This is a genomic window from Microbispora sp. NPDC046933 (genome assembly GCF_040644635.1).
Taxonomy (GTDB): Bacteria; Actinomycetota; Actinomycetes; order Streptosporangiales; family Streptosporangiaceae; genus Microbispora.
Genome location: NZ_JBEYWW010000007.1, coordinates 47,078 through 70,284, shown reverse-complemented (window position 1 = coordinate 70,284; position 23,207 = coordinate 47,078). Strand labels below are relative to the sequence as shown.

Annotated in this window: 19 protein-coding genes; 6 read left to right on the top strand and 13 right to left on the bottom strand. The window is 72.0% G+C overall.

The annotated features are described in order from the left end of the window. Positions 1-12 precede the first annotated feature (12 nt). Complete coding sequence (locus ABZ857_RS11515) at positions 13-357, bottom strand: cupin domain-containing protein (protein ID WP_357041297.1); 345 nt, start codon at positions 355-357, stop codon at positions 13-15. Positions 358-402: 45 nt separating this feature from the next. Further along, entirely contained in the window at positions 403-1,086 is a 684-nt protein-coding gene (locus ABZ857_RS11510) for a DUF2848 domain-containing protein (RefSeq protein ID WP_357041294.1), read from the bottom strand. A gap of 105 nt (positions 1,087-1,191) precedes the next feature. Between ABZ857_RS11510 and ABZ857_RS11505 the strand changes: the two genes are divergently transcribed. Next, the gene (locus tag ABZ857_RS11505) at positions 1,192-2,535 is read left to right on the top strand and encodes an MFS transporter (protein ID WP_357041292.1); all 1,344 of its coding nucleotides are present in this window, start codon (positions 1,192-1,194) and stop codon (positions 2,533-2,535) included. A gap of 18 nt (positions 2,536-2,553) precedes the next feature. Here the strand turns inward: ABZ857_RS11505 and ABZ857_RS11500 are convergent, their stop codons facing one another. Further along, the gene (locus ABZ857_RS11500) at positions 2,554-3,207 is read right to left on the bottom strand and encodes a GntR family transcriptional regulator (RefSeq protein ID WP_357041290.1); all 654 of its coding nucleotides are present in this window, start codon (positions 3,205-3,207) and stop codon (positions 2,554-2,556) included. Positions 3,208-3,247: 40 nt separating this feature from the next. Here ABZ857_RS11500 and ABZ857_RS11495 point away from each other — a divergent pair, with 40 nt between their 5' ends. Continuing rightward, complete coding sequence (locus tag ABZ857_RS11495) at positions 3,248-4,033, top strand: carbon-nitrogen hydrolase family protein (RefSeq protein ID WP_357041287.1); 786 nt, start codon at positions 3,248-3,250, stop codon at positions 4,031-4,033. A gap of 13 nt (positions 4,034-4,046) precedes the next feature. On the opposite strand, the gene ABZ857_RS11490 is transcribed toward ABZ857_RS11495, so the two are convergent. Beyond that, positions 4,047-5,402: an MFS transporter gene (locus tag ABZ857_RS11490; RefSeq protein WP_357041284.1), complete on the bottom strand. Its 1,356-nt coding sequence runs from the start codon at positions 5,400-5,402 to the stop codon at positions 4,047-4,049. Positions 5,403-5,658: 256 nt separating this feature from the next. Between ABZ857_RS11490 and ABZ857_RS11485 the strand changes: the two genes are divergently transcribed. Beyond that, a complete protein-coding gene (locus ABZ857_RS11485; protein WP_357041281.1) occupies positions 5,659-6,909 on the top strand; it encodes a hypothetical protein in 1,251 nt (416 codons plus the stop codon). Positions 6,910-7,032: 123 nt separating this feature from the next. Here the strand turns inward: ABZ857_RS11485 and ABZ857_RS11480 are convergent, their stop codons facing one another. Further along, positions 7,033-9,354, bottom strand: a complete 2,322-nt coding sequence (locus ABZ857_RS11480; RefSeq protein ID WP_357041278.1) for a M64 family metallopeptidase — start codon at positions 9,352-9,354, stop codon at positions 7,033-7,035. Positions 9,355-9,539: 185 nt separating this feature from the next. On the opposite strand from ABZ857_RS11480, the gene ABZ857_RS11475 reads away from it, so the two are divergent. Both ABZ857_RS11475 and ABZ857_RS11470 read left to right on the top strand, forming a co-directional pair. Continuing rightward, positions 9,540-10,493, top strand: a complete 954-nt coding sequence (locus ABZ857_RS11475) for a LysR family transcriptional regulator (RefSeq protein WP_357041275.1) — start codon at positions 9,540-9,542, stop codon at positions 10,491-10,493. Positions 10,494-10,653: 160 nt separating this feature from the next. Next, complete coding sequence (locus ABZ857_RS11470) at positions 10,654-12,609, top strand: Xaa-Pro dipeptidyl-peptidase (protein WP_357041272.1); 1,956 nt, start codon at positions 10,654-10,656, stop codon at positions 12,607-12,609. Positions 12,610-12,671: 62 nt separating this feature from the next. Here ABZ857_RS11470 and ABZ857_RS11465 read toward each other — a convergent pair whose 3' ends face one another. After that, complete coding sequence (locus ABZ857_RS11465) at positions 12,672-13,877, bottom strand: hypothetical protein (RefSeq protein ID WP_357041269.1); 1,206 nt, start codon at positions 13,875-13,877, stop codon at positions 12,672-12,674. A 181-nt stretch (positions 13,878-14,058) separates the two neighbouring features. Here ABZ857_RS11465 and ABZ857_RS11460 point away from each other — a divergent pair, with 181 nt between their 5' ends. Further along, complete coding sequence (locus tag ABZ857_RS11460; protein ID WP_357041266.1) at positions 14,059-14,841, top strand: NAD(P)H-dependent oxidoreductase; 783 nt, start codon at positions 14,059-14,061, stop codon at positions 14,839-14,841. Between the two features lie 446 nt (positions 14,842-15,287). On the opposite strand, the gene ABZ857_RS11455 is transcribed toward ABZ857_RS11460, so the two are convergent. From ABZ857_RS11455 to ABZ857_RS11425, 7 genes are all read right to left on the bottom strand, one after another. Then, positions 15,288-16,505 (bottom strand): flavin-dependent oxidoreductase, encoded by a 1,218-nt coding sequence (locus tag ABZ857_RS11455; protein ID WP_357041263.1) that lies wholly within the window; start codon positions 16,503-16,505, stop codon positions 15,288-15,290. Between the two features lie 202 nt (positions 16,506-16,707). Beyond that, positions 16,708-17,034 (bottom strand): antibiotic biosynthesis monooxygenase, encoded by a 327-nt coding sequence (locus ABZ857_RS11450; RefSeq protein WP_357041260.1) that lies wholly within the window; start codon positions 17,032-17,034, stop codon positions 16,708-16,710. A gap of 292 nt (positions 17,035-17,326) precedes the next feature. After that, complete coding sequence (locus ABZ857_RS11445; protein WP_357041257.1) at positions 17,327-18,952, bottom strand: NAD(P)/FAD-dependent oxidoreductase; 1,626 nt, start codon at positions 18,950-18,952, stop codon at positions 17,327-17,329. A 41-nt stretch (positions 18,953-18,993) separates the two neighbouring features. Next, positions 18,994-19,629, bottom strand: coding sequence for a phenazine biosynthesis FMN-dependent oxidase PhzG (gene phzG, locus ABZ857_RS11440; protein WP_357041254.1), 636 nt, complete (start codon positions 19,627-19,629; stop codon positions 18,994-18,996). A gap of 111 nt (positions 19,630-19,740) precedes the next feature. Next, positions 19,741-20,604: a PhzF family phenazine biosynthesis protein gene (locus tag ABZ857_RS11435; protein WP_357041871.1), complete on the bottom strand. Its 864-nt coding sequence runs from the start codon at positions 20,602-20,604 to the stop codon at positions 19,741-19,743. Between the two features lie 2 nt (positions 20,605-20,606). Then, positions 20,607-22,577 (bottom strand): anthranilate synthase family protein, encoded by a 1,971-nt coding sequence (locus ABZ857_RS11430; RefSeq protein ID WP_357041251.1) that lies wholly within the window; start codon positions 22,575-22,577, stop codon positions 20,607-20,609. Next, on the bottom strand, positions 22,574-23,197 hold the full coding sequence (locus ABZ857_RS11425; protein ID WP_357041248.1) for an isochorismatase family protein: 624 nt from the start codon (positions 23,195-23,197) through the stop codon (positions 22,574-22,576). The genes ABZ857_RS11430 and ABZ857_RS11425 overlap by 4 nt, the downstream gene beginning before the upstream one ends. Positions 23,198-23,207 lie beyond the last annotated feature (10 nt).

Sequence of the window (23,207 nt, the reverse complement as noted above, 5' to 3'; positions counted from 1 at the left end):
TGCCGCCCCGGTTCATCCGATGGGCAGGGTGGGCGGGGCCTTGAACTCCAGCCAGCGGCTGGTGCGCAGCGCGGCGACCGTGTGCGGCGCACCCCGGGGGTGCAGCAGGGTCTGTCCCGGCAGCAGCTCGCACTCCCGTCCGTTCACGGTGCCCGACAGATGGCCGGACAGCAGGTAGATGAAGCTGTCGTGATCGTGGAAGTGCTCCGGCGAACTCACCCCCTCCGGATACTCGATCTCCAGCAGCAGCCCGCGCTCGGTGCGCAGCGGCAGCCGGAACAGGGCGTGCCCGCCCAGCAGGGGCAGCCCTTCGACGGAGGTCATCGTCCGCCACGGGCGCCCGTCGTCGTCGCTCATCGTTTCCTCTCGAACAGGTGTGTTGCCGCGCCGGTCGTCCACCGGTCACAGCGGCGCCGGCAGGACCTCGACGTCGTAGGAGGAGACGATCTCCTCCCCGGTGACCGGGTCGACGAGAGCGGTCTCCCATCGGGACGCGAACTGGTCCGGCCCCTTCATCATGGGGATCGTCCCGGACAGCAGGACGGTCCCCGGGCGGTACAGCCCGGCCTGCTTCAGCACGTCCAGCCAGTAGGTGGGCGGCAGCAGCTCGGCGCAGGTGCCGTCCTGGATCAGGGCGCGCTCGCGCCCGACCCGGCCCACGATGCGGATGTCGTCCACGTGGCCGAGGACGTCGGACAGCCTCCACGCCCTGCGGGCCAGGACGTCGGGGGCGGCGTTCTTGCTCCACGCGACCCCGTGCACCTCCAGCTCGCGGTCGGTGTGGTCGCACGCGCTCGTCAGCAGCACGTCGCCCGGCCCGGGACCGGTCACGACCAGCGCCCACTCGGCCTCTCCCGACGTGCGCGCGTGCTGCGCCCGCACGAGCGAGGTCTGCCGGGCCAGATAGGGCGACACCGGGTACAGGCACGGAGTCCTCTCCGGCGCCGGCACCCCCAGCTCAGCCAGTTCGTCGATGTGCGCCTGCACCTGCGCCCGGTCGCGTCCGGCCCAGCCGGCGTTGAACACCTGGGTGACCTCGGTGGCGGCGACGGTGCCGTCGGGGAGCTCGAAGCTCAGCGCGGACACCTCCCACCTCCTTCCGCTGAGAAATCCTAAAGTATGCCTTGCGTATTCGGATTGTATACAGCAAGTATGTGAGCAACCAACCCCCCTTGTTCCGGAGGTGCACGCATGCCTCAGCCGTCCCCGTCCGCCGGGACCCAGGACTCCGGCAGACGCTCCCTCGTGCGGGCGTACGCCGCCAGTCTCAGCGGGACCTCGCTGGAGTGGTACGACTTCGCGGTCTACTCGGCGGCCGCGGCCCTGGTCTTCCCCGAGCTGTTCTTCCCCGGCGGCGACCCGCTGACGGGAGCCCTGCTGGCCTTCTCCACCTACGCGGTGGGCTTCCTCTCCCGGCCGGTGGGAGGAGTGCTGTTCGGCCGCCTCGGCGACCGGATCGGACGCAAGAAGGTCCTGGTGGTCACCCTGTTGCTCATCGGCGTGACCACGTTCCTCATCGGCCTGCTCCCCACCTACGCCTCGGTGGGCGTCGTGGCGCCCGTCGTCCTGGTGATGCTGCGCTTCGCGCAGGGGGTCGGCGTCGGCGGCGAGTGGGGCGGCGCCGTCCTGCTGTCCAGCGAGTTCGGGGACCCGGGACGGCGCGGGCTGTGGGCGTCGGCGGCGCAGGTCGGTCCGGCGGCCGGGAATCTGCTGGCCAACGGCATGCTGGCCCTGCTCGCCGGGACGCTGAGCGAGAGCGCCTTCCTCGCCTGGGGCTGGCGGGTCGCGTTCCTGCTGTCGGCCGTCCTCATCGCCTTCGGCCTGTGGATCCGCCTCAAGCTGGAGGACACGCCCGTCTTCAAGGCCATCGAGGCGCACGGGGAGCGCCCGGCGGCCCCCGTCAAGGAGATCCTGACGCAGCAGCGGCGCCCGCTGGCCGCCGCCATCCTGTCGCGGCTGGCCCCCGACATCCTCTATGCCCTGTTCACTGTCTTCGTCGTGACGTACGGCACCGCGGAGCTCGGCCTGACCCGCGGTCAGGTGCTCGCCGCCGTGCTGATCGCCTCGGGCTGCCAGCTCGTCCTCATCCCCCTCGCGGGGGCCCTGTCCGACCTGGTGAACCGGCGGGCCCTGTACGCCGTGGCGGCGGTGCTCGCCGGGCTGTGGCCCTTCGCGTTCTTCACGCTGGCCCGGCCGGGCGGTGTGGTGACGCTCGTCGTCTGCACGGTCGTCGGCCTGGGCATCCACGCGTTCATGTACGGCCCGCAGGCCGCCTACATCACCGAGCAGTTCTCCCCGCGCCTGCGTTACACCGGCTCTTCGCTGGCCTACACCTTCGCCGGGGTGATCGGGGGCGCGCTCGCGCCGCTCACGTTCACCTGGCTCCTGGTCTCGACCGGCGGCTGGGTGGCGCCGGCCTGCTACGTCGCCGTCGCGGCCCTGCTGACCCTGCTCGGGCTGGCCCTGGGCCGCGACCCGGACCACGCCGAGGACCGGGAACTGCTGACGGCGCCCCCGGACCGGGTGACGGCCTGACCCACCAGGACCGGCGGCCTAGACGGCCAGGAGCGCGTCCGAGGTCATCCGCAGGTGCGCGTCGATCGCGGCGTGCGCGTCGGCGACGGCGCCGGCGCGCACCGCCTCGGCGATCGCCCGGTGCTCCAGGCAGACGTCCCGCCAGCGCCCGTCACCCGCCCGCAGCGCCGCGATGCCCACCCGGACCTGCCGCTCGCGCAGCCCCGCGTACGTCCGGGAAAGCAGCGAGCTCCCGGCCGCGTCCACCATCAACTGGTGGAAGCGGCGGTCCAGCTCGATGAACGCCTTGGCGTCCCGCCGTGAGGCGTCGCCCGCCATCGCGGCCTGCTCCTCCAGCACGCCGAGCATCGCCGTCCCGGTCGCCTCCGCGTCCAGGCCCGGGACGGTCACGGCGTAGCGCTCGATGACCCCGCGCAGCTCCATCAGCTCGCGGATCTCCCGCGCGGACAGCGGGGAGATGTACACCCCCCGCTGGGGGAGCATCTGCAGCAGGCCCTCGGACGCCAGGATCAGCAGAGCCTCCCGCACCGGCGTCCGGGAGAGGCCGACATCCTCGGCCAGCTGCTGCTCGTTGACGAAGGTGCCCTCCCGGGCCGGATCGGACAACACCACCTCGCGCAGATAGGTCAAGGCCCGCTCTCGCCCGGTCAACCGCTCTCCGACACCGTTCACGAGCACAATGTATACAGGTCGTAGACAAGGAAGGAACCTCATGCGCGTCGCCATCGCCCAGGTCAACAGCGGCCCCGATCCCGAGGACAACCTGCGCCTCGTACGGGAGTGGACGGCCCGTGCGGCGGACACGGGGGCCGATCTGGTCGTCTTTCCCGAGGCCATGATGCGCCGGTTCGGCCTGCCTCTGCGGGAGGTCGCGGAGCCGGTGGACGGCCCCTGGGCGGACGGCGTGCGGGCGGTCGCCCGCGAGTCCGGACGTACGCTCGCCGTCGGCATGTTCACCCCCGCACCGGACGGCCGCGTCCGCAACACGCTGCTGCTGACCGGTCCGGACGTGGACGCCGCCTACGACAAGATCCACCTCTACGACGCGTTCGGCTACCGGGAGTCGGACACCGTCGCCCCCGGGACCGAGCCCGTGACCGCGACCGTCGCGGGGGTGCGGATCGGCCTGGCCACCTGCTACGACGTCCGCTTCCCCGGGCTGTTCACCCGGCTGGCGCGGCAGGGGGCGCAGGTCGTCGTGCTCTGCGCGTCCTGGGGCGACGGCCCGGGCAAGCTGGACCAGTGGCGGCTGCTGACCCGTGCCCGGGCGCTCGACTCGACCACGTTCGTGGTCGCCTGCGGCCAGGCGAGCCCGCCGGACGGCACGGGCGCGGGCTCCGCGCCGACCGGGATCGGGCACAGTGTGGTCGTCTCCCCCTGGGGGCGGTCCCTGGCCGAGGCGGGGCCGCAGGCGCGGCTGATCGACGTCGAGATCGATCCGGACGAGGTCGCACGCGCCAGGGCGGCCATCCCCGTCCTCGCCGACGCCCGGCTGTAGGGGTCACACAGCGTCAGGCGGCCTGCCGGTCGCGGCCCGCGAAGTATCCGGCCGCGATCTGCGGCAGCATGAGGCACGTCACGAGGGCCAGCGGCCCCTGCCAGCCGCCCGTGTGCTGGTAGAGCGCTCCGACCAGGATGGGTCCCGGGACCGACAGCAGGTAGCCGACACTCTGCGCGAAGGCGGACAGCCGGATCACCGTCGCGCCGTCCCGGCCGCGCATCCCGATCATCGTGAGAGCCAGTGGGAAGGAGCAGTTGGCGACGCCGAGCAGCACCGCCCACAGCCACGGCGCGGCGGCCGGAGCCGCCCACAGTCCGGCGTACCCGGCGAGCCCGAACGCTCCGAGCAGGACGGCGATGCCGCTCTGGTCCCGCAGCCGTCCGGCGACGGCGGCCAGCGCGAAGGACAGCGGCACGCCGAGCACCGAGGTGACGGCGAACAGCAGGCCGGCGGCCCCGGCGGACAGCCCGGCGTCGCGGAAGATCTGGGGCAGCCAGCCCATGATGACGTACGCGGAGGTGGCCTGCAGGCCGAAATACACGGCGAGCGCCCAGGCCGTGGGACTACGGGCGATCGGTACCCGCGCCACGGCCGCCGCGGCGGCGTCCCCGCCCGCCGGCCGCTCGGCCTGCCGCTCGACCGGCCGCTCGATCGGCCGCCGGCCTCCGCGGGCGAGGGCGAGCCAGGGCGGCAGGGCGACGGCGGCGAGGACGGCCCAGGCTCCGAGACCGGCACGCCAGTCACCGCCGAACGCGCCGGCGAGGGGCACCGTGACGGCGGCGGCGGTCGAGGCGCCGAGGTTGAGGGCCATGGAGTACAGGCCGGTCATCATGCCGACCCTGTCCGGGAAGCGCTGCTTGACCACGACCGGCAGCAGCACGTTGGCGAGCGCGATCCCGGCCAGAGCCAGACCGCTCAGCGTGAGGAAGGCAGGGGTGCTCGCGACGAACGGGCGCAGGGCGAGCCCGGCCGCGACCGCCGCCATTCCGGCGAGGACCACCCCGTCCGGTCCGTGACGGCGGGCCAGGCGGGGGGCGGCCGAGCCGACCAGCGCGAAGCACACGGCCGGCACGGACGTGAGCAGTCCGGCGATGGTGGCGCTCATCCCGAGGGCGGCGCGGGCCTCTTCGAGCACGGGCCCGAGGCTGGTGACCGCGGGCCTGAGGTTGAGCGCCGCCAGCACCAGGGCGGCGACCGCCAGGCGCCGCGTCCATGCGGCGGACCGGGCGCGGCCCTGCCCCTGCTTCGCAGCGCTCCGCCGCGTTACGTCGTCCTTCCGCGCCGTCTCCGTCTGGACCACCGTCTCCGCCCGGGCCACCGCCTCATCCGGGACCACCTGGTCGTCTCCAACCACCCTGTCATCCACGCCCTGTCATCCCGGAAACCACCTCGTCACCCTCAAACGACCAGGTCATCCTAAAATCAGCGGCTTGTTCCGAAACCCACCGGGTCGCCCTGGAAGCCGCGGCGGCCGCGCCAGCGCCGGCCCCTCGCTCGCCACATCGTCCTTATTGGGGGCTTGACACCCCATTTGTGACGGAAAAAACTCGGAACACTCCCGCTCCACAGCACTCCCCCGACAGCGGCCCGTGAGCGCTCACCGTGCCGCGAAGGAGACAGGCATGAGGCGACTGTTCGCCGTTCTCGCGCTGGTCGCGGGCTTCCTCCTGCCGGCGCCCGCGCGCGCCGGCGCCGCCGTCGCGAACGTGGCCCCGTCGGCCACCGCCTCCGCCTCCTACACCTCTCCCTGGGAGAGCGTGGCCGCCGTCAACGACGGCGTCGACCCGGCTCGCTCCGACGACACACGGAACCGCCGCTGGGGCACCTGGCCGGAGGACGGCGCGCAGTGGGCCCTGCTGACCTGGCCGTCCGCCCAGACGATCTCATCGGTGCAGGTCTACTTCTTCGACGACGGAGGCGGCGTCCGGCTGCCGGCCTCGTGGAGGCTCCAGAGCTGGGACGGCGGCGCGTACGTGGACATCCCCGCCTCCTACCCCACCGCGATCGACACCTACAACACCGTCACGTTCCCCGCCGTCACGACCACCCGGCTGCGCGTCGTCCTGAACAGCGGCCAGGCCTCGGTCGGGCTGCTGGAAATCAGGGCGCTCGCCGACGCCGCCGCCACGCCGAGCGGCTGGAGCCCGCCCGCCGACCTGGTCGCGCCGCTCGACGAGGTCTGGCGGCACGTCGAGTCCACCAACACCGACCTGTACGGCTACCGCAACTACGCCTGGGACCAGATCATGGCCAACGGCGGCAGCGTCAACTACTGCGTCCGCTGGGATTCCAGCGCCCCCGTCTCGGCGGAGCTGCGCGACCGGATCCACGCCGCGCTGGCCAGGTCGTTCAAGAAGTGGACGGACGTGATGGCCGGCCACAACGGCTGGCCGTACGCCGACGTGCCCGTGAAGGTGGTCGGCTGGGCCGTGCGCGACCGCGCCCTGCTGCAGTGGAGCGACGACTCTGTGGACGTGTACGTCGGCGACATGCGCGAGAACGCGCCACAGTGCGCCGAGCCGTGCGGACGCCTGTTCGACCAGTCGGGCGCCTACTCCGGCTGCCCGGGCGGCGCCTCCCACCACTACGACATGTCGCTGTGGCTCACCGAGGGCATGACCGGCGGCATGGGAGGGGCCTGGGGACAGCGCGTCGGCAGCGAGTATCTGGTCGACAACCTCGGCAGCGACGACATCCACATCCTCCTCCACGAGATCGGGCACGGTTTCGGCCTGGACGACTTCTACGACTGGACCCCGTCCGGGCAGTGCTGCTTCCTCATGAAGGCGGGCTCCGCCACGTCGATCACCGAGTTCGACGCGTGGATGCTGCGCGACGTCTGGCGGCACCTGAAGAGCCGCTACGGCTACTGACGCCCCGCCCGGCCCGTCGGACGCCCGCACGCCGTTGTGCGGGCGTCCCCTCCGGCCGTCACCGGCGAGGGCCTCCGGCGAGAACCTCGCGGCGCCGCCGGGAACCCGGGCCGTCGACGGACGTCACTCGTGCGCGTGCTCGTCCACGGCGCCGGCGCCCTTCTCCGGGACGTCTCCGTTCACGACCGCCGCGTACGGGGCGGCCGGGTGGCCCTTCGCCCGGGGGTCGTCGACGAGGTCCGCGCACTGGCCCGCCCCGGTCACGCCGTTCGGCACTCCGGCGTCGGACGGCGCGGGGCTGTTCCCGGCGCAGGTCAGCGCGCCGCTGACGGCGGTTCCCGTGACGACGGGGGCGTCGGCGGTGGTGTTGCCGGTCAGGCTGACCGAGCCGCGCACGTCGGAGCCCGCCACGACCAGGTGCCCGGTGGTGCCGTGGATCGTGACCGCACCGCGCACGGCCGCCTTGAGCAGGTGCACCTCGGCGGCGCCGGTCGCGGCGAGCGACCCGCTGATCGTGCCGCCCTTCACGACGAGGGACGCGCCGGAGCCGACCGTCACCACGCCGTCGACCCGGGCGCCGTCCAGGCAGGTGACCCCGGACCGCACGGTCAGCGGCCCGTTGCGCGTGCCGGTGACCGTGGTGGTGCACGCGGGCGGCGCGGCGAGGGTCGTCACGCCGAAGCTCCGCGGCGTCCCGCGGTTGCCGCTCGCGTCGATCGACCGGTACTCGACGGTGTGCCTGCCCCGAGGCAGCCTGCCGTACGTGAGGCTGTCGATGACCGTGCCCGTCTCGGTGAACAGCCACGGCTCGTCGGCGGAGGTCGGCCAGCCGAAGTAGTTGAACCACCCGTCGCCGTCCACGCGCGACTCGCGCACCACGAACCCGTCGTGGTCGTCCCCGCCGTTCAGCCGCATGGTGAAGGGACCGTTGAAGACGTAGTTCTCCCCCGACCGCACCAGCGGCTCGGACAGCTCGTACGCGGTCGTGGGCGGCGTGGCGTCCACGGTCCAGGTGCGCGTGTCGTCGCCGGCGGACGCGGTCAGCGTGTGGTCGCCGGGGGCGAGGTCGAGCGCGGACAGGTCGAGGTCGGCGTCGCGCTCGCCGACGGTCCTGCCGTCCAGAGTCCAGGTGACCGCGGGCACGGCGTCGTCGGGGTGGGTGGTCTCGACGTACACGACCTCGTCGCGGGCCACGGGCCGCTCGGTGGGGGTGGACGAGACCAGCCCGGGCGCGATCCCGGCGGGCGTGGTGGTGACGGAGGTGTCCACCGTCCAGGTGCGCGTCGCGGTGAGACCGCTGGCGCGGACGGCCGGGTCGCGGACGAACTCGGTCGGGTCGGTGACGGTCGCCTTGACCGTGTGCGTGCCGGGCGTGAGCTTCAGGGCGCGCAGGTCGAGCGCGGCGGCGCCGCCGGGCAGGTCGTCGCCGTCGACGCTCCAGGTGACGGTCAGCGCGTGGCTGTTGGGGTGCAGCGGTTCCACCCAGAGCACGCGGTCGGCGCCGACCGCGGCCGTGGTGGGCGTGCCGTCCTGGACGAGGCTGGTCTTGGCGGCGATCCGCTGGGTCATGACCTCGCGGCCGACCTGGTCGTAGTAGTAGCCGAGCGTCCGCATGATGGAGTGCTCGCTCGGCCGCCAGACCTTGCTGCTGTAGTAGAGGCCGCCCTCGTACCTGCCGATGACACCGCCGGCCTCGCTCGGCTCGCCGAGCCAGCGCCACCATTTCTTCCGCTGGTCCTTCATCTGCTGCCCGGTCAGCAGGGTGTGGTGCGCCGAGCTCGGCTCGCCGCCGGGGTACGGCCCGCCGTCCACCCCGCGGCTGTAGTAGGTGTACTCGTCCTGCAGGCCGCCCAGCGAATGGCCGATCTCGTGCGGGGCGATGAGGGCGGACATGGAGTTGTGCCCGGACGAGGTGGCGTACGTGCCGCCCGCCCCGCCGTACGTCCCGCTGTTGGCGAGGGCGAGGATCTGCCGGTTGGCGCTGCTCGTCCCGGCCACCATGCCGGCGTACCGGTTGGCCGCGCTGTTGCTCATCGTGATCAGCCGCTGCACGCTGCCGGGGTTGCAGCCGCCCCAGAAGGCCATGCCCAGCGGGGTGTTCTTCTTCCCCGCCTCCAGGCCGGGGTCGCAGCCGACGCCGGACTCGCCGGACACGATGTCGACGCGGTAGACGTTGAAGTAGTTCCGGTATGACTTGTACGGCTCGATGGACCACATCACGTTGAGCTGCTGGTCGGTGTCGGCCGCGAACCTCGGCAGCTCGGCCTCGGTGTAGCCGTCGCCCATGATGATCAGGTTGAACCGCTTGGCGGGGTCACCGGTGACCTGGATGGGCACCACGGTGGCGCTGCCGGCCTCGGCGGCGTGCGCGGGTGCGGGAGCGGCGAGCGACGCCGCGGTGAGGGAAAGGGCCGCCAGGGTCGTGAGCGGCCTGCGCGCGGGCATGGGGGGACCTCCAGAGCGAATCGGGGGTGTGCCCAGCACTATGCGCGCTCGCTTCCGCGCAGGCATATCCCAGATGGGGATAACTCCGGTTTTATGGCCCATGGCCCGGAACGTCAGCTGATCGCCGGACGGCTATAGTGCACGCGTTATAGGGCCGAACGGAGGCCCGGCGGAAGGGAGACCACGTGCAGGTGGAGCTTCGCCACCTCCGCGTGATCTGCGCGATCGCCGACGCCGGCAGCCTGAGCAGGGCCGCCACCGCCGTGGGCGTGTCGCAGCCCGCGCTCACCGCGCAGCTGCAGCGGGTCGAGGGCGCGCTCGGCGGCCAGATCTTCCGGCGCGGCCGCTCCGGCGTCACCCCGACGCCGTTCGGCCAGTTCGTGCTCACCCGTGCCAGGTCGATCCTGATCGCCGTCGACGAACTGGTCACCGGCATCGGCGCGTACGACGGCCGGCCGGGCCTCGCCCGGGTCGGCGGGTACGTGACGCCGGTGCTGTCCGGGCTCGTCAACCGGCTCTTCACGATGCCCGGCGTGTCGGTCACCCTGCACACCGAGTACTCCCCCCGGCTCCTGCTCGACCTGCTGGCCTCCCGGCGCCTCGACGCGGCCACGCTCGTCGACTATCCGGGCAACGAGCTGCCCGCGCCCCCCTCTGTCGGCATGCGGGTGGTCGCCACGGAACCGGTCTTCGTACTGATGAGCAGCCGGCACCCGCTGGCCGGGCGGGAGGAGGTCGAGCTGGCCGACCTCGCCGGCGACGACTGGGTGATCTCGCCGCCGGACGGGGTCGGCTGGCCGGAGTGCGTCTACACCGCATGTCAGAAGGCCGGGTTCACTCCCCGCGTCCCGCACAGCATGACCGAGCCGGCGCTGATCAGGCAGCTCGTCGAGGGCGGCCACGCGGTCTCCCCCTGCCAGGCCACGGTGCAGGAGGGCCCGGGGATCGTCGTGCGCCCCCTCGCCGGCACCCCGCTGTGGCTCAGGCACCTGGTGGCCTGGCGTCAGGACGGGCCGCTCGCCCAGCGGGCAGGGGAACTGGTCGAGTTCGCGATCGAGGCGCACCGCGAGGCCATCGCCGGGCGCCCGCACTACGCCGCCTGGCTCGCCAGGAACGGTTCCGCGCCGGCGTCCGGCTGAGGCCGAGCTTCTCCCTACGACTTCGACATCTGTCGAAAATCATCGCGATCAAGACAGAACGGCCGTCCGAAGACATTCCGCACTTCCACCCCTAGCATCGCCCCCTACGGGCCGATTCCCCCGGCCCGGATCCCCCCGATCGTTCTTGGAAGGTTTGCCGATGTCCCAATCGCGCCGGGTGACGCCTGGTCCCGTACCGCCAGCCGCGTCACGCCGTACGGGAGCCGCACGCCGGGGCGCGGCGGCGCTGGGCCTCGCCGTCGCCACGACCGTCACAGGGGTCGCCGTGAACTCCGCCCCCGTGGGCGCGGCCGTCCCCGTCGGACCGGTGTTCCAGGACGGCATGGCGCAGCCGGTGTTCTCGTCCAACCGCAACGACTGGATCCGCGAGGAGGTGTGGGTCGAGACCCCGGTCGACAGCGACGGCGACGGGCGGAACGACCGGGTGCACGCCGAGGTCACCCGGCTCAAGGAGACCGAGACGGCCGGCCTGAAGTCGCCCGTCGTGTACGAGGTCAGTCCCTACTACGCCGGCGGCAACCCCATCACCAACCATGACGTCGACCACGAGCTCCACGAGGCGCTCCGCCCGGGCAAGGGCTGGCTGAACCGCGGCGGCGGGGTGCTCGACCCCGCGGCCGACGAGCGCCTCGCCGCGGCGGCCGCGGACGACGCCGGGGCCGGCGGCGCGGACGCGTCCGCCGCGGCGACCGGCCCGCAGCCGGTCATCAGCACCAGCCACGAGTCCAACTGGCTGCCCCGCGGCTTCGCGGTCGTCCACGCCGAGTCGCTGGGCAGCGGCAAGTCCGACGGCTGCCCGACCACCGGCGGGCGCAACGAGACCATCGGCGCCAGATCCGTCGTCGACTGGCTCAACGGCCGCGCGAAGGCGTACGACGCCTCCGGGCGGGAGGTCACCGCGACGTGGACGACCGGCAAGGTCGGCATGATCGGCACCTCGTACAACGGCACCCTGCCCAACGCGGTCGCGAGCACCGGCGTCGAGGGGCTGGAGGCCATCGTGCCGATCTCGGCGATCTCCAGCTGGTACGACTACTACCGGGCGAACGGCGCCGTCGTGGCCCCCGGCGGCTACCAGGGCGAGGACACCGACGTGCTCGCGGAGTACGTCTACACGCGCGCGGACAAGCAGGTCTGCCGGAGCGTCATCGAGGAGCTCGCGAAGGCGCAGGACCGCGTCACCGGCGACTACAACGCCTTCTGGGACGAGCGCAACTACATGAACGACGTCGGCGAGGTCCACGCCGCCGTGCTGGTCGCGCACGGCCTCAACGACTGGAACGTCAAGACCAAGCACGCCGCGCAGTGGTACGAGGCGCTCAGGGCGCGCGGGGTGCCGCACAAGATCTACCTGCACCAGGGCGGGCACGGCGGCTCCCCCAGCGTCGACGTGCTCAACCGCTGGTTCACCCGCTACCTGTGGGGTTACCGGAACGGCGTGGAGAACGACCCCCGCGCCCTGGTCCAGCGCGAGGACAGGACCCTGGTGCAGTACGCCGAGTGGCCCGACCCGGCGAGCTCGGACACCGAGCTGAACCTGGCCCCTGGCGCCGGCGGCGCGGCCGGCGTCCTCACCTCCGACAGGACCCGGGTGGGCAGGCCGGTGACCGAGACGATCGTCGACGACGCCACCAAGCGGGCGCAGACCCTCGCCGACGCCGCCACCTCGCCCAACCGCCTCGCGTACAAGTCGGAGGCGCTGGCCGCGGCGGCCAGGCTCAGCGGCACTCCGCGGGTGTCGCTGCGGATGTCCTTCGACCAGCCGGCCGCGAACGTCACGGCGCTGCTCGTCGACTACGACCAGAACGGCAAGGCGAAGATCATCACTCGGGGCTGGACCGACCCCCAGAACCGTAAGTCGATCTCGCGGACCGAGCCGGTCAAGCCCGGCACGCCCTACCGCCTCGACTTCGACCTGCAGCCGCACGACTACGTCTTCCCCGCGGGGCACCGGATCGGGGTCGTGCTGCTGTCGAGCGACTACGAGTACACCATCCGGCCCGCCCCCGGCGCGCGGCTGCACCTCGACACGACGAAGAGCACGGTGACGCTGCCGATCGTGGGCGGCGCCGGCGCGCTCACCCCCGCGAGCTGAGCCTCCTCACGACACGCCGTCCCCGCCGGCCTGATCGGCCGGCGGGGACGGCACCCGTGTGACTACAGCAGCGCCTCGCGGTGCCGCCAGGCGAGGTCCAGCACGGCCGCGCCCGCCGCCTGCATCGGCTCGTCGCGGACGTACCTCCGCACGGTCTCCGCGTCGAACGGGACACGCCCCACGACCTGGCCCTCGCTGTTGGAGGCGGCGACCTCGCCGAAGACGGCGTCGAACGTCTCCGCCTCCAGCACGGTCACCACGAGGAAGTCGGTCGCGAAGGTCAGCGGGTCGACCCCCACGCCCAGCACGAGGGAGCGCACCCGCCCGTCCTCGCGGGCGTCCGTCAGCAGCCGGTAGAACGGCCAGCGCTCGTAGTCGAAGCCGTCGCCGTACTCCTCCCCCCGCCCGAGGAACTCCTCGGCGTACTCGCGGACCACGCACTTCCACAGGTCGAGGTCGGTTTTCTCCGCGCCCGCGGACTCGTGCGCCGGCTGGAACACCCCGACGGGCATGACCTGGAAGAGCCCGCCGCCGTGCGCCACCCGGGCCGGGTCGCGCCAGTGCAGGACGAACGACGTCTCCCCCGTACGGCGGTCGTGGCGCAGCGTCAGCGTGGAGATCGCGCAGAGCGCGGGCCGGCGGCGCAGGTCGGTGGGGTCGCCCACGAGGGCGCGGAACGGCAGCGGCCGCCCGCCTCCATGCCCGGCGAACTCGCCGGCGGGAACCTCGTGGGCGGCGAACTCGCCGGCCGGGAACTCGTGGGCGGGGACCTTGTGGGCGGGGACCTTGTGGGCGGGGAACAAGTGGGCGGCGAACTCGTGGGCGGCGGCCTCTCCCACGCTCACGCCGTCGAAGTAGCGCGCGCGGGTGAAGGTCAGCTCCGGCCAGGCGACCTCCAGCAGCCGGTAGCAGGTGCGGTCCTCGAAGAGCCGGGGGCGGGCGAGAGTCCCCAGCGCGTCCGGGTAGGCGCCGGCGCCCTCCGGCAGCAGGGCCGCCGCCTCCGGTTCCCGGCCGGTCACGACAGGGGCGGGGGCGTCCTCCACCCAGCCGAGCCGCACCTCGCGCAGATCGAGCGGCGTGGCCAGGGTCCATGGGGTCGCAGTCCAGCCGTCCCGGGTGAGCAGACGGGTCGATCCGGCCCTGGCGAGTCCGGGATAGAGCCGATCCGCCGCCGCGGCCAGCTCGTGCCTGTGCCCGTTCAGGCGTCGCCGTGCCTCGGCCCATTCCGGTCCCGACGGACGCCCGCGCGGCTCCGAATGCGATGTCACGAGCTCAGCACCCTACTCACAGGCGCGGCCCCACGCCCTCCGTCCCGACCGAGCGCCCTCGCATCGGTGACTCCGTCCGAGTGCCCCTGTCACCTCTGCCGACTACCCAGCGTCATAGGGAGTGACGGAACGTATCCAGAGAGGAGCTCGCGATGTACTCGCAGCGACAGGGGGTGAGCCTGTGAGGTCCCTGCTTCACTTGGACTCCAGCGCCAGCGGCCGCGGTGACTCGGTCACCAGGCAGTTGACGGCGCTCTACGCGGACACGTGGCGGTGTCTCCACGGGAGCGCCGGTTACCGCTACCGCGACCTCGCCGCCGAACCGGTCCCGCTGGTCTCCCCGGCCTTCGTCTCCCTCGGCATCCGGGTGGAGAGACACGGCACGGTTCCGCTGCCGAAGGTGGCGGAGATGGCCGGCAGCCCCGCCGAGGAGCGCGAGTGGGCGCTGACCCTGCCGCTGATCGCGGAGATGCGCGCCGCGGAGACGGTGCTGGTCGGCGTCCCGATGTACAACTTCTCCGTGCCCGCGTCCCTGAAGGCGTGGATCGACCGGGTGACCTTCCCCGGGGCGTTCCTCGACGCCGGCACGGGGGACCGCCTGCTCCGGGAGACGAACGTGGTGGTGGTCGCCGCTCGCGGCGGCAGCTACGTGCCGGGCACACCACGGGAGGACTTCGACTTCCAGACGCCCTACCTGCGGGCGTACTTCACGGAGCTGGGCGTGGCCCCGGAGAACCTGCACTTCGTGCACGCCGAGATGACCCGGGCCTCCGACGTGCCCGCCCTGGCCCACTTCAAGCCCCTGGCGGCGGACTCGCTGGCCGCGGCGCGGACCGCCGTGTCCGAGCTGGCCCACCGGCAGGCGGGCACCGGGGCGGCGGACTCGCTGGCCGCGGCGCGGACCGCCGTGTCCGAGCTGGCCCACCGGCAGGCGGGCACCGGGGCGGCGGCCCGCATGCGGTGAGCGGATGAGGGCGGTGTCCGCCCGCCGGCGGACACCGCCCGCGGCGTGTCACCTTTCCGCGGCGCGACTCGTCTTAATGGCGAGGCGCGGAGCCACGAACGGACAGGAGGCCGTTTCGCATCGTTGACGTCCGCCTTTCAGAGCCACACCGGACCGGGGTCGAGCCGGGTTCCGGGGCAATGAATTGGCATCCTGTAAACACATTGTCAGGATGCCAAATTGCTGTGCGCGCGAAAATCGAAATCCGATCGGACGATGTCCGTCAATTCGAATCGCCCCGTCGTCGCGACGCCGGACGACCCGGCGGCTTCCGCGATTCACCGGTCGCCTTTCCCCCGGGCGCGGCGATTTCCGCTCCCGGCCTGGGATACGGGTCCGCCGGTCACACCCGCCAGGATGGACCGCCCCGGAGACGAGTGCGGCTACGGCCGGGGCGGTCCATCTGCTCAGGCGAGAGGCTGCCGCTGCTCCACGGTCATCCGGTAACGGTGAGTGATCGTCGCGAGTTCGGCGGCCTTGTCGTGGCCGGATCGGCCGGCGATGGCGCGCTCGGCGCCGTCCATGTTCCGGTTGGCGAGGATGATGGCGGTCGTGGCGGGGCGCCGGGCCGCTTCGTACCGCTCCAGCGCGGCGGCCACGTCGTCGCCTCGCACGAGCTCGGCGGCGAGCGTGGTGGCGTCGATGACGGCCTGCGAGGCGCCGTTGGCGCCGATCGGGTACATCAGGTGGGCGGCGTCGCCGAGCAGCGTCACCCTGCCCTCACCCCAGTGCGGGAGGGGGTCGCGATCGACCATGGGATAGCGCAGGATGCGGGGGCTGCGAGCGAGCATGACGGCGAGGTTCAGCCAGTCGAAGTCCCACTCGGCGAAGTGGGGCAGCACTTCTTCGATCAGTCCCGGGCGGTTCCACCCCGCGCCGTCGGACAGGCTCTTCGAGGGGGCGGCGACCAGACAGACCCAGTTCACCAACGCCTTGCCGCGCTCCGCGTGGCGCCTGGAGATCGGGTAGGCGATCAGCCGGGTGGCCTGCTCGTCGTTGGCCAGGATCATCGTGCGCCCGTCGAGGAACTCGTCCACCTCGGACAGGCCACGCCACATGTCGACGCCCGCCGGGGACAGCGAGGCGCGGTCGGGGTGGAGCCGGGACCTGACCGAGGAGTGCATCCCGTCGGCGCCGACCAGCGCGGCGGCCTCGAACTCGACCGCCCCGCCCGCCTCGTCGTACGCGAGGACGTGGACGCCGGAGGCCGTCTGCCGGAAGCCGTCGACGCGGAGCCCGGTCCGTACGGCGTCGGGACCGAGCCGGTCCCGGACGGCCGCGAGCAGGAGCATCTGCAGCTCACCGCGGTGGATGGAGTACTGGGGGTGTTCGTGACCAGCGGCGACGCCCCGGGGCTCGGTCCACAGGGTGGCGCCCCTGTGGTCCAGGTAGCGGTGCTCACGGGTGCGGATGCCGGTGGCCGCCAGCGCCTCGCCGAGCCCGAGCTCGGTCAGCGCGCCGATCGCGGCGGGCTGGATGTTGATTCCCACTCCGAGCGGCTGGAGCTCGGCCGCGGCCTCCAGCACGACCGCGTCGATTCCCTTGGCGTGCAGGGCGAGCGCGGTGGCCAGCCCCCCTATCCCCGCGCCTGCGATCACGATGTCGGCGGTGTTGGCAGTCGTCATGGCGTCGCGCTCCCTGGGCCGGAATGGCTACTCTTCGTCACTTCGGTGGGCGCCGCAGCGATGTGGTGAGGGCCGGGCCCCGGACACGGGCCCGCTTACGGGATGCGGGCGACGCCCCGTCCCGCCGATGCCGAGAGGCGGGACGGGGCGTGCCGTGCCCGGGGCCCGGGCCGGCTTCTGGGTTTCGACGCGGAGTGCCTGGTCAGGCGTGGTAGACGGAGACGACCTTGTAGGCCTGCGGCGTCGCCTTGGCGATCTCCGCCGCCCTCTTCGCGAAGACCTGCGCCTCGGGGTCGCCCGCGGTCGCCTTGATGTCGTCCGGGCTGCGCCACTGGGCGAGGTTCACGACCCGGCTGCCGTCCGCGCTGGCGAGAATGTTCACCGAGACGAAGCCGGGCCGGTGCTGCATGACCTTCTCGGCGCCCTCGTTCAGAATGCCGATTAGTTCCTGCTGCTTCGAGGGGTCGACGTCGAAGATGTTGATGAAGGTTGCGACTTGATCGTCGACGCGAATCACGGTCTCACTCATGACTTCATCGTATCCGATAAAGAACCATTAGAGTCAAGCCCGTTTGTTAATTAATCGAGAGCCCCGAACACGAGAGTCTCTCACCGAATATCTCGTCCACAGAGCAGGAAATGACGTTTATCTCAAGTGGGCGCGCCCGATCCGGGACGGCCTTCCCTGCCGTCCCGGACGGTCCCGCCCGCCGGCCCGCGGGAGCGAGCCGGGCGTGACCCGGTGACGGGGTCCGGCGCGCGCTGCCGCGCCGGACCCACCCCGGAACCCGCGTGGTCTCCGCCAAGACCCGGCGCCGGCCTCAGGCCGGCGTCAGCGAGGGGCTGGAGTGCAGGTCGAATCCCTCGTAGCCCGCCTCGGCCACCTCGCTCAGCTTGAGCCGGTACGACGCGAGCCCCGCGAAGTAGAACATGACCCTGTTCTTCTTGCCGGGGATGTTGGCGCCGAAGATCCACGACTTCACCTTGGGGAAGAGCGTGTGGTCCGCGAGCTGCCTGCAGGTCTCGGTCCACTCGTCCTCGGCGCTCCGGGTGGCCTCGATCACGGTCGTGCCGTTCTCCTCCGCCGTGCGGATCAGGTCGGCGATCCACTCGACCTGTGCCTCGATGCCCGGCGGGAGGTTGCTGAAGGCGCTGTTCGGGCCGAGGACCATGAACAGGTTGGGGAAGCCGTGGGTGGCGACGCCGAGGTAGCTGGTGGGACCGTCCTCCCAGTGCTCCCGGATCGTCTCGCCGCCCCGGCCGCGGATGTCCATGCGCTTGTAGCTGCCGTCCACGGCGTCGAAGCCCGTCGCGAAGACCAGGACGTCGAGCTCGTGCTCCACTCCGTCCTCGGTCACCACACCCTTGGGAGTGATCTCCCTGATCGGGTTCTCCTTGATGCTGACCAGCGTGACGTTGTCGCGGTTGAAGATCTCGTAGTAGTCGGGGTTGCAGATGGGGCGCTTGGCGTAGAAGTCGGTCGGCAGCAGCTTGCGCGCCGTCTCCGGGTCCTTCACGATCTCCCGGATCTTCGACCGGATGAACTCCGCCGCGGCCTCGTTGGCCGCCGGATCGGTCGCGATGTCGGAGAACGTGCCGAACATGAAGCGGAAGCCGTTCCCCTTGTCCCAGTGCTCCTGGAACACGCGCCGGCGCTCCTCCTCCGAGACGCTCATCGCGGGGACGTCGCTCTCCTCGAACCCGCAGGCGACGCGGGAGTTGCGCACCTGCTCCCAGATGCGGTCGTAGCCGGCCCGCACCTCCGCGACGTACTCATCGGTGACCGGGCCGTGGCCGGACGGGACGCAGTACTGCGCCGAACGCTGGAACACCGTCAGGTGCTCGGCCACCTTGGCGGCCGCGCAGGCGAACTGGGTGCCGGTGGACCCGGTGCCGACGACGCCGACGCGCTTGCCGTCGATCGTGAGGTCGTCGGGCCAGGAGCCGGTGTGGACGATCCTGCCCCGGAAGCTGTCGCGGCCCTCGATCTCGGGGATGTTCGCCGTCGACAGCGGCCCGAGCGCGGTGACGACGTACCGTGCGGTGAAGGTCTCGCCGGTGTCGGTGCCGACGGTCCAGACGCCACGGGCCTCGTCGAACACCGCGCTCTCGATGCCGGTGTTCAGCTGGATGTCCTTACCCAGGTCGTGCTTGGCGACGACCGCCTCGAGGTAGGCGAGCAGCTCCCGCTGGGGCGTGTACTTGGTGGTCCACTCCCACTCCTGGAGCATCTGCTTGTCGAAGGAGTAGCGGTAGACGAAGCCCTCGACGTCCGACATGGCGCCGGGGTAGCGGTTCCAGTACCACGTGCCGCCCACGCCACCGGCCCGGTCGAAGGCCCGGACCCGTAAGCCGAGCTCGTTGCGGAGCTTGTGCAGCATGTAGATCCCGGCGAAGCCGGTGCCGACGACGATCGCGTCGAAGTCGGTGTTTGTCGTGTCGGTCAAGGTTGCACTCCTTCGTGTTTCCTGTCCCTGCGGGGAGGGGGTCACGGCTGCAGCCGTGAGATGTGCCAACCGGAGGGAGTCCGGTCGTAACGCAGCCGCCGGTGCAGCCGGTCGGCGTCGGCCGACCAGAACTCGACGGCGGCAGGCTCCAGGCGGTATCCGGCGAACCGCGCCGGTCGCGGCAGGGGTGTTCCGTACGACGACAGCCGCTCCGCCTCCGCCTTGAGCCGGGCGACGTCCTCCAGGGGTTCGCTCTGCCGGGAGACCGCCGACATCGCGTGCAGCGGCACCGGCCGGGCGTTCCACAGCCGTTCCGCCTCGGGCTCGGGGAGGATGACCACCGGGCCGGAGAAGCTCAGCTGCTGAGCGGTCTCGCGCCAGTACAGCAGGCCCGAGGCCCAGCCGGTCTCGGCGATCTCCCGGCCCTTCCGGCTCGTGCTGTGGCTGGTGAAGACCAGACCCCGCTCTCCGACGTCGATGACGGCCACCATTCGGGTGGAGGCCCGGCCGCCGCGGTCGGCGGTCGCGAGTGCGAGGGCCAGCGGTTCGCGCACCCCGGCCTCCACCGCCCCGGCGATCCACTGCCGCGCCAGATCCATCGGCTCGGCCGGCGGCATGTCGTACTCGGGGAAAGCGCGGTCGATGGCGCCGGTCAGACTCTCGAACCTGCTGCTCACTGTCGCCTCCGGAGCTGTGTGGGGGTGGCGGGCGGCCCGCGGACCGCGGACCGCCCCGATCACATGGGCGGAGAGGGGGCGCGGCCGGCCGGGCGGGCGGGGCCGCGCCGTTCAGGCGTAGATCACGCCGCGGGCGACGGTCACGGCCGAGCCGCCGACCCGCACGGATGTGACGTGCTCCGCGGCGCCGTCGGCGCGGGCCCGCATCAGGGAGGGACGGCCCATCTCGACGCCCTGGTGGATGTCGATCCACTGCCCGAACCCGATGCGCCCGTGACGGGCGAGATGGATCGCCAGCGGACCGGCCGCCGACCCCGTGGCCGCGTCCTCGGCCACGCCGTACGCGGGCGAGAACATCCGGCTGCGCCAGGTCGAGCCGGAACCGGCGAAGCAGTTGGTCGCCATGTCGGGGAAGGCGGCCAGCGCGCGCTGGTCAGGATCGACCCGGGACAGCGCCGCCATGCTCTCCAGCCCGACGAAGACGTGCCGGGGACCGTTGTGGTAGATCACGACGGGCAGCGTCGAGGAGGTCAGGCCGAGCGCGGCGAGCAGCTCCTCGGCACGGTCGAACTCCGCCCAGGTCGGGACGGGCTGCCCCATCTCGGCGGCGACGACCCTCCCGTTCACCCGCTCCAGGTCGAAGGCGATGACTCCCATCGCCGTCTCCAGCCTGAGCCGGTCGTTCCTGCGCCCCTCGCCCAGCGCGATGGCGGTGCCTAGGAGCGGATGCCCGGCGAACGGGAGCTCGTTCACCGGCGTGAAGATGCGGATGCGGGCGTCGCCCCCCTGCCGGGGCGGGAGAACGAAGGTGACCTCCGACAGGTTCATCTCCCTGGCGATGCGCTGCATGCGTTCGGCGGAGAGGTCCTCGGCCTCGAAGAAGACGGCGACCGGATTGCCCTGCAGCGGCGTGTCGGTGAACGCGTCGACGACCACGTACGGACGCGCCCCCTCCAGCACGGACTGGTCAGCCATCGTCACGACAGCAGTCCTTTCATCAAAGAGCCCAGGATGCGCGGGCCGTTCTCGGTGAGCACCGACTCGGCGTGGAACTGGATGGAGGAGAAACGCGGGCCGCGCAGCGCGTGCACCTCGCCGGTCGCCGGATCGCGGCAGACCTCCACCGTGCCGATGCCGTCGATCTCGGTCCGGTCCGCCTCCGCGCGGGCGGCGAACGTGTTGTAGAAGCCGACGCGCTCCCGCGCGCCGAACAGGCTGATCTCCTTCTGCACCCCCTGGTTGGGCACGTCGCGGCGCTGCAGCGGGAACCCGAGCCGCGCGGACAGAACCTGGTGGCTCAGGCAGACGGCCAGGAAGGGGCGCCGCCCGGACAGGAGGGCGTCCGCGGCGGCCCGCAGGAAAGCGATCTTGGGGTGGGCGCCGTCGCGGGGGTCACCGGGACCGGGCCCCAGCACGACGAGGTCGTACCCGTCCAACGAGGGGGCGTCGTCGTGGCGACGCACCGTCACCGACATCCCCAGGCTGCGCAACTGGTGGTCCAGCATCGAGGTGAAGGTGTCCTCGGCGTCGACGATGAGCGTCCGCACCCCGGCCGACCGTGGCTGGGCCGACCGTGGCTGGGCCGACCGTGGCTGGGCCGACCGCGGCTGGGCGGCCGTGCCCTCGGCGGGCCTGCCCAGCCAGAAGCCGGCGATGTTCGCGTTGCGCCGCTCCAGCGCCTCACGGACCTCCGGGCGGGTCCTGAGCCGGCCGCTGTCGCCGGTGTCGAGCGCCGCGAGCAGGCCGGCGGCCTTCGCCCGGGTCTCCGCGACCTCCGACATCGGGTCGGAGTGGCGTACGAGCGTGGCGCCGACGCCGATGCGCGCCCGGCCGGCGCCGTCGATGTCGGCGGTCCGGATGAGGATGGAGGAGTCGAGGGTCTGCCGGCCGGCCTCGTCACGCCCGATGAGGGCGACGACTCCGCTGTAGTACCCCCGGCCGTGCGGCTCGTACCGGTGGATCACCCGGCAGGCGTTCTCCACCGGGCTGCCGGTCACGGTCGGGGCGAACATGGTCTCGCGGAGGATGTCGCGCACGTCCCAGCCGGTCTCGCCCTCGATGAAGTACTCGGTGTGCGCGAGCCGTGCCATCTCCTTGAGCCGCGGGCCCGTCACGCGGACGCCGGGCTCGCAGATCCGCGTCATCATCTTGAGTTCCTCGTCCAGGACCATGTAGAGCTCGTCGGACTCCTTCCGGTCGGCGAGGAAGTCCATCACCCCGTGGAGGGACGGTCCGGACGGCGGATACCGGTAGGTGCCGCTGATCGGGTTCATGGTCGCGACGCCGTCGCGCAGCGTCACGTGCCGCTCCGGAGTGGCTCCCACGAACGTGCGCTCGCCCGTGTGGACCACGAAGGTCCAGTACGCGCCCGACTCGACCTCCAGCAGGCGCCGGAAGAAGGCCACGGCGGAGCGGGGCGTGTAGTTCCCGATGTCGGCGACGAAGGACCTCTTGACGACGAAGTTCGCCCCTTCCCCCTCGCCTATCGCCTCCTTGACGACCCTGCGGACGATCTCGGCGTAGTCGTCGTCGCTCACGTCGAAGTGCCCGCCCGAGACCGCGAAGGGCAGGCCGGGGATCCTGTCCAGCGCCTCGGCGACCGGAACCGTGCCCTGTCGCGTCACCGTCATCGCGATGAGCGGGGCGCCGTCGTCGGCGCAGGCGAAGCCCCGCTCGCGGACCTGCCGATAGGGGACGACGACGAGCGCGTGGTGGCGGCCGCCCGCCGCCGGCTCCCGCTGCCCGGACACACCGTGGTCAGGTGTACGGTGCCCGGGACCGGGCAGCGGGATGTCCGCCAGCTCGTCCAGGTGGGCGACCTCGCCGATCAGGACGTCCAGCAGGCCCGGCCCGTTCGCGTCCGGCCGGTGCAGCAGCGCGAAGGCCGGCGCGCGGAGATCCAGCACCGTGCCGAGCAGGTCGCCTCCGCCTGTGCCCGGCGCGCTCACGAGAACACCTCCTTGGCCGTCAGGACGACCGCGCAGCGTTCGGCCGCGTACTCGACGGCCATGCGGTGGTAGCCGGCGGTGAAGTCGGCGACGGCGTCGGCGACCAGGAAGGTCTCCAGATCGTTGGTGAAGGCGTCGACGGCCGTCATCAGCACTCCGACGTGCGCGTACACGCCGCAGACGATGAGCTGGTCGCGGCCGCCGCGCCGCATGCGCTCCAGCAGGTCGGACCGGAAGAACGCGCTGTATCGCAGCTTGGTGAACGTCCAGTCGCCGGGCGCGGGGGCGAGTTCGTCGACGACGAGCCGGTCCTCGGGGGCGCGGCGCATGCCCGGTCCCCAGAAGTCCTTGAGGAGCCCGCGTTCCTCCTCGCTCATGTCACCGGGCTGGGCCGTGTAGCCGACGGGGACGCCGAGCGCCGCGCTCCTGTCACGCAGCAGCGCGATGTTCTGGACGAGTTCGTGCCTGATCGGGTCGGGGAACGGCCTGACGAAGTAACGCTGCATGTCGTGGATCAGGAGCACGGCACGAGCGGGGTCGGGCGTCCAGCCCGCGGCGTTGCAAGGCAGGTCGCCCGCGGCCGGAAGAGGGTAGGGCTTGATTGCGGGTATGCCGGACATGGAAGTCCTT

Coding starts and splice junctions, on each gene's coding strand:
- ABZ857_RS11515 (WP_357041297.1), bottom strand. CDS start 357: ATGAGCGACGACGACGGGCGCCCGTGGCGGACGATGACCTCCGTCGAA.
- ABZ857_RS11505 (WP_357041292.1), top strand. CDS start 1,192: ATGCCTCAGCCGTCCCCGTCCGCCGGGACCCAGGACTCCGGCAGACGC.
- ABZ857_RS11495 (WP_357041287.1), top strand. CDS start 3,248: ATGCGCGTCGCCATCGCCCAGGTCAACAGCGGCCCCGATCCCGAGGAC.
- ABZ857_RS11485 (WP_357041281.1), top strand. CDS start 5,659: ATGAGGCGACTGTTCGCCGTTCTCGCGCTGGTCGCGGGCTTCCTCCTG.
- ABZ857_RS11480 (WP_357041278.1), bottom strand. CDS start 9,354: ATGCCCGCGCGCAGGCCGCTCACGACCCTGGCGGCCCTTTCCCTCACC.
- ABZ857_RS11470 (WP_357041272.1), top strand. CDS start 10,654: ATGTCCCAATCGCGCCGGGTGACGCCTGGTCCCGTACCGCCAGCCGCG.
- ABZ857_RS11455 (WP_357041263.1), bottom strand. CDS start 16,505: ATGACGACTGCCAACACCGCCGACATCGTGATCGCAGGCGCGGGGATA.
- ABZ857_RS11450 (WP_357041260.1), bottom strand. CDS start 17,034: ATGAGTGAGACCGTGATTCGCGTCGACGATCAAGTCGCAACCTTCATC.
- ABZ857_RS11435 (WP_357041871.1), bottom strand. CDS start 20,604: ATGGCTGACCAGTCCGTGCTGGAGGGGGCGCGTCCGTACGTGGTCGTC.
- ABZ857_RS11425 (WP_357041248.1), bottom strand. CDS start 23,197: ATGTCCGGCATACCCGCAATCAAGCCCTACCCTCTTCCGGCCGCGGGC.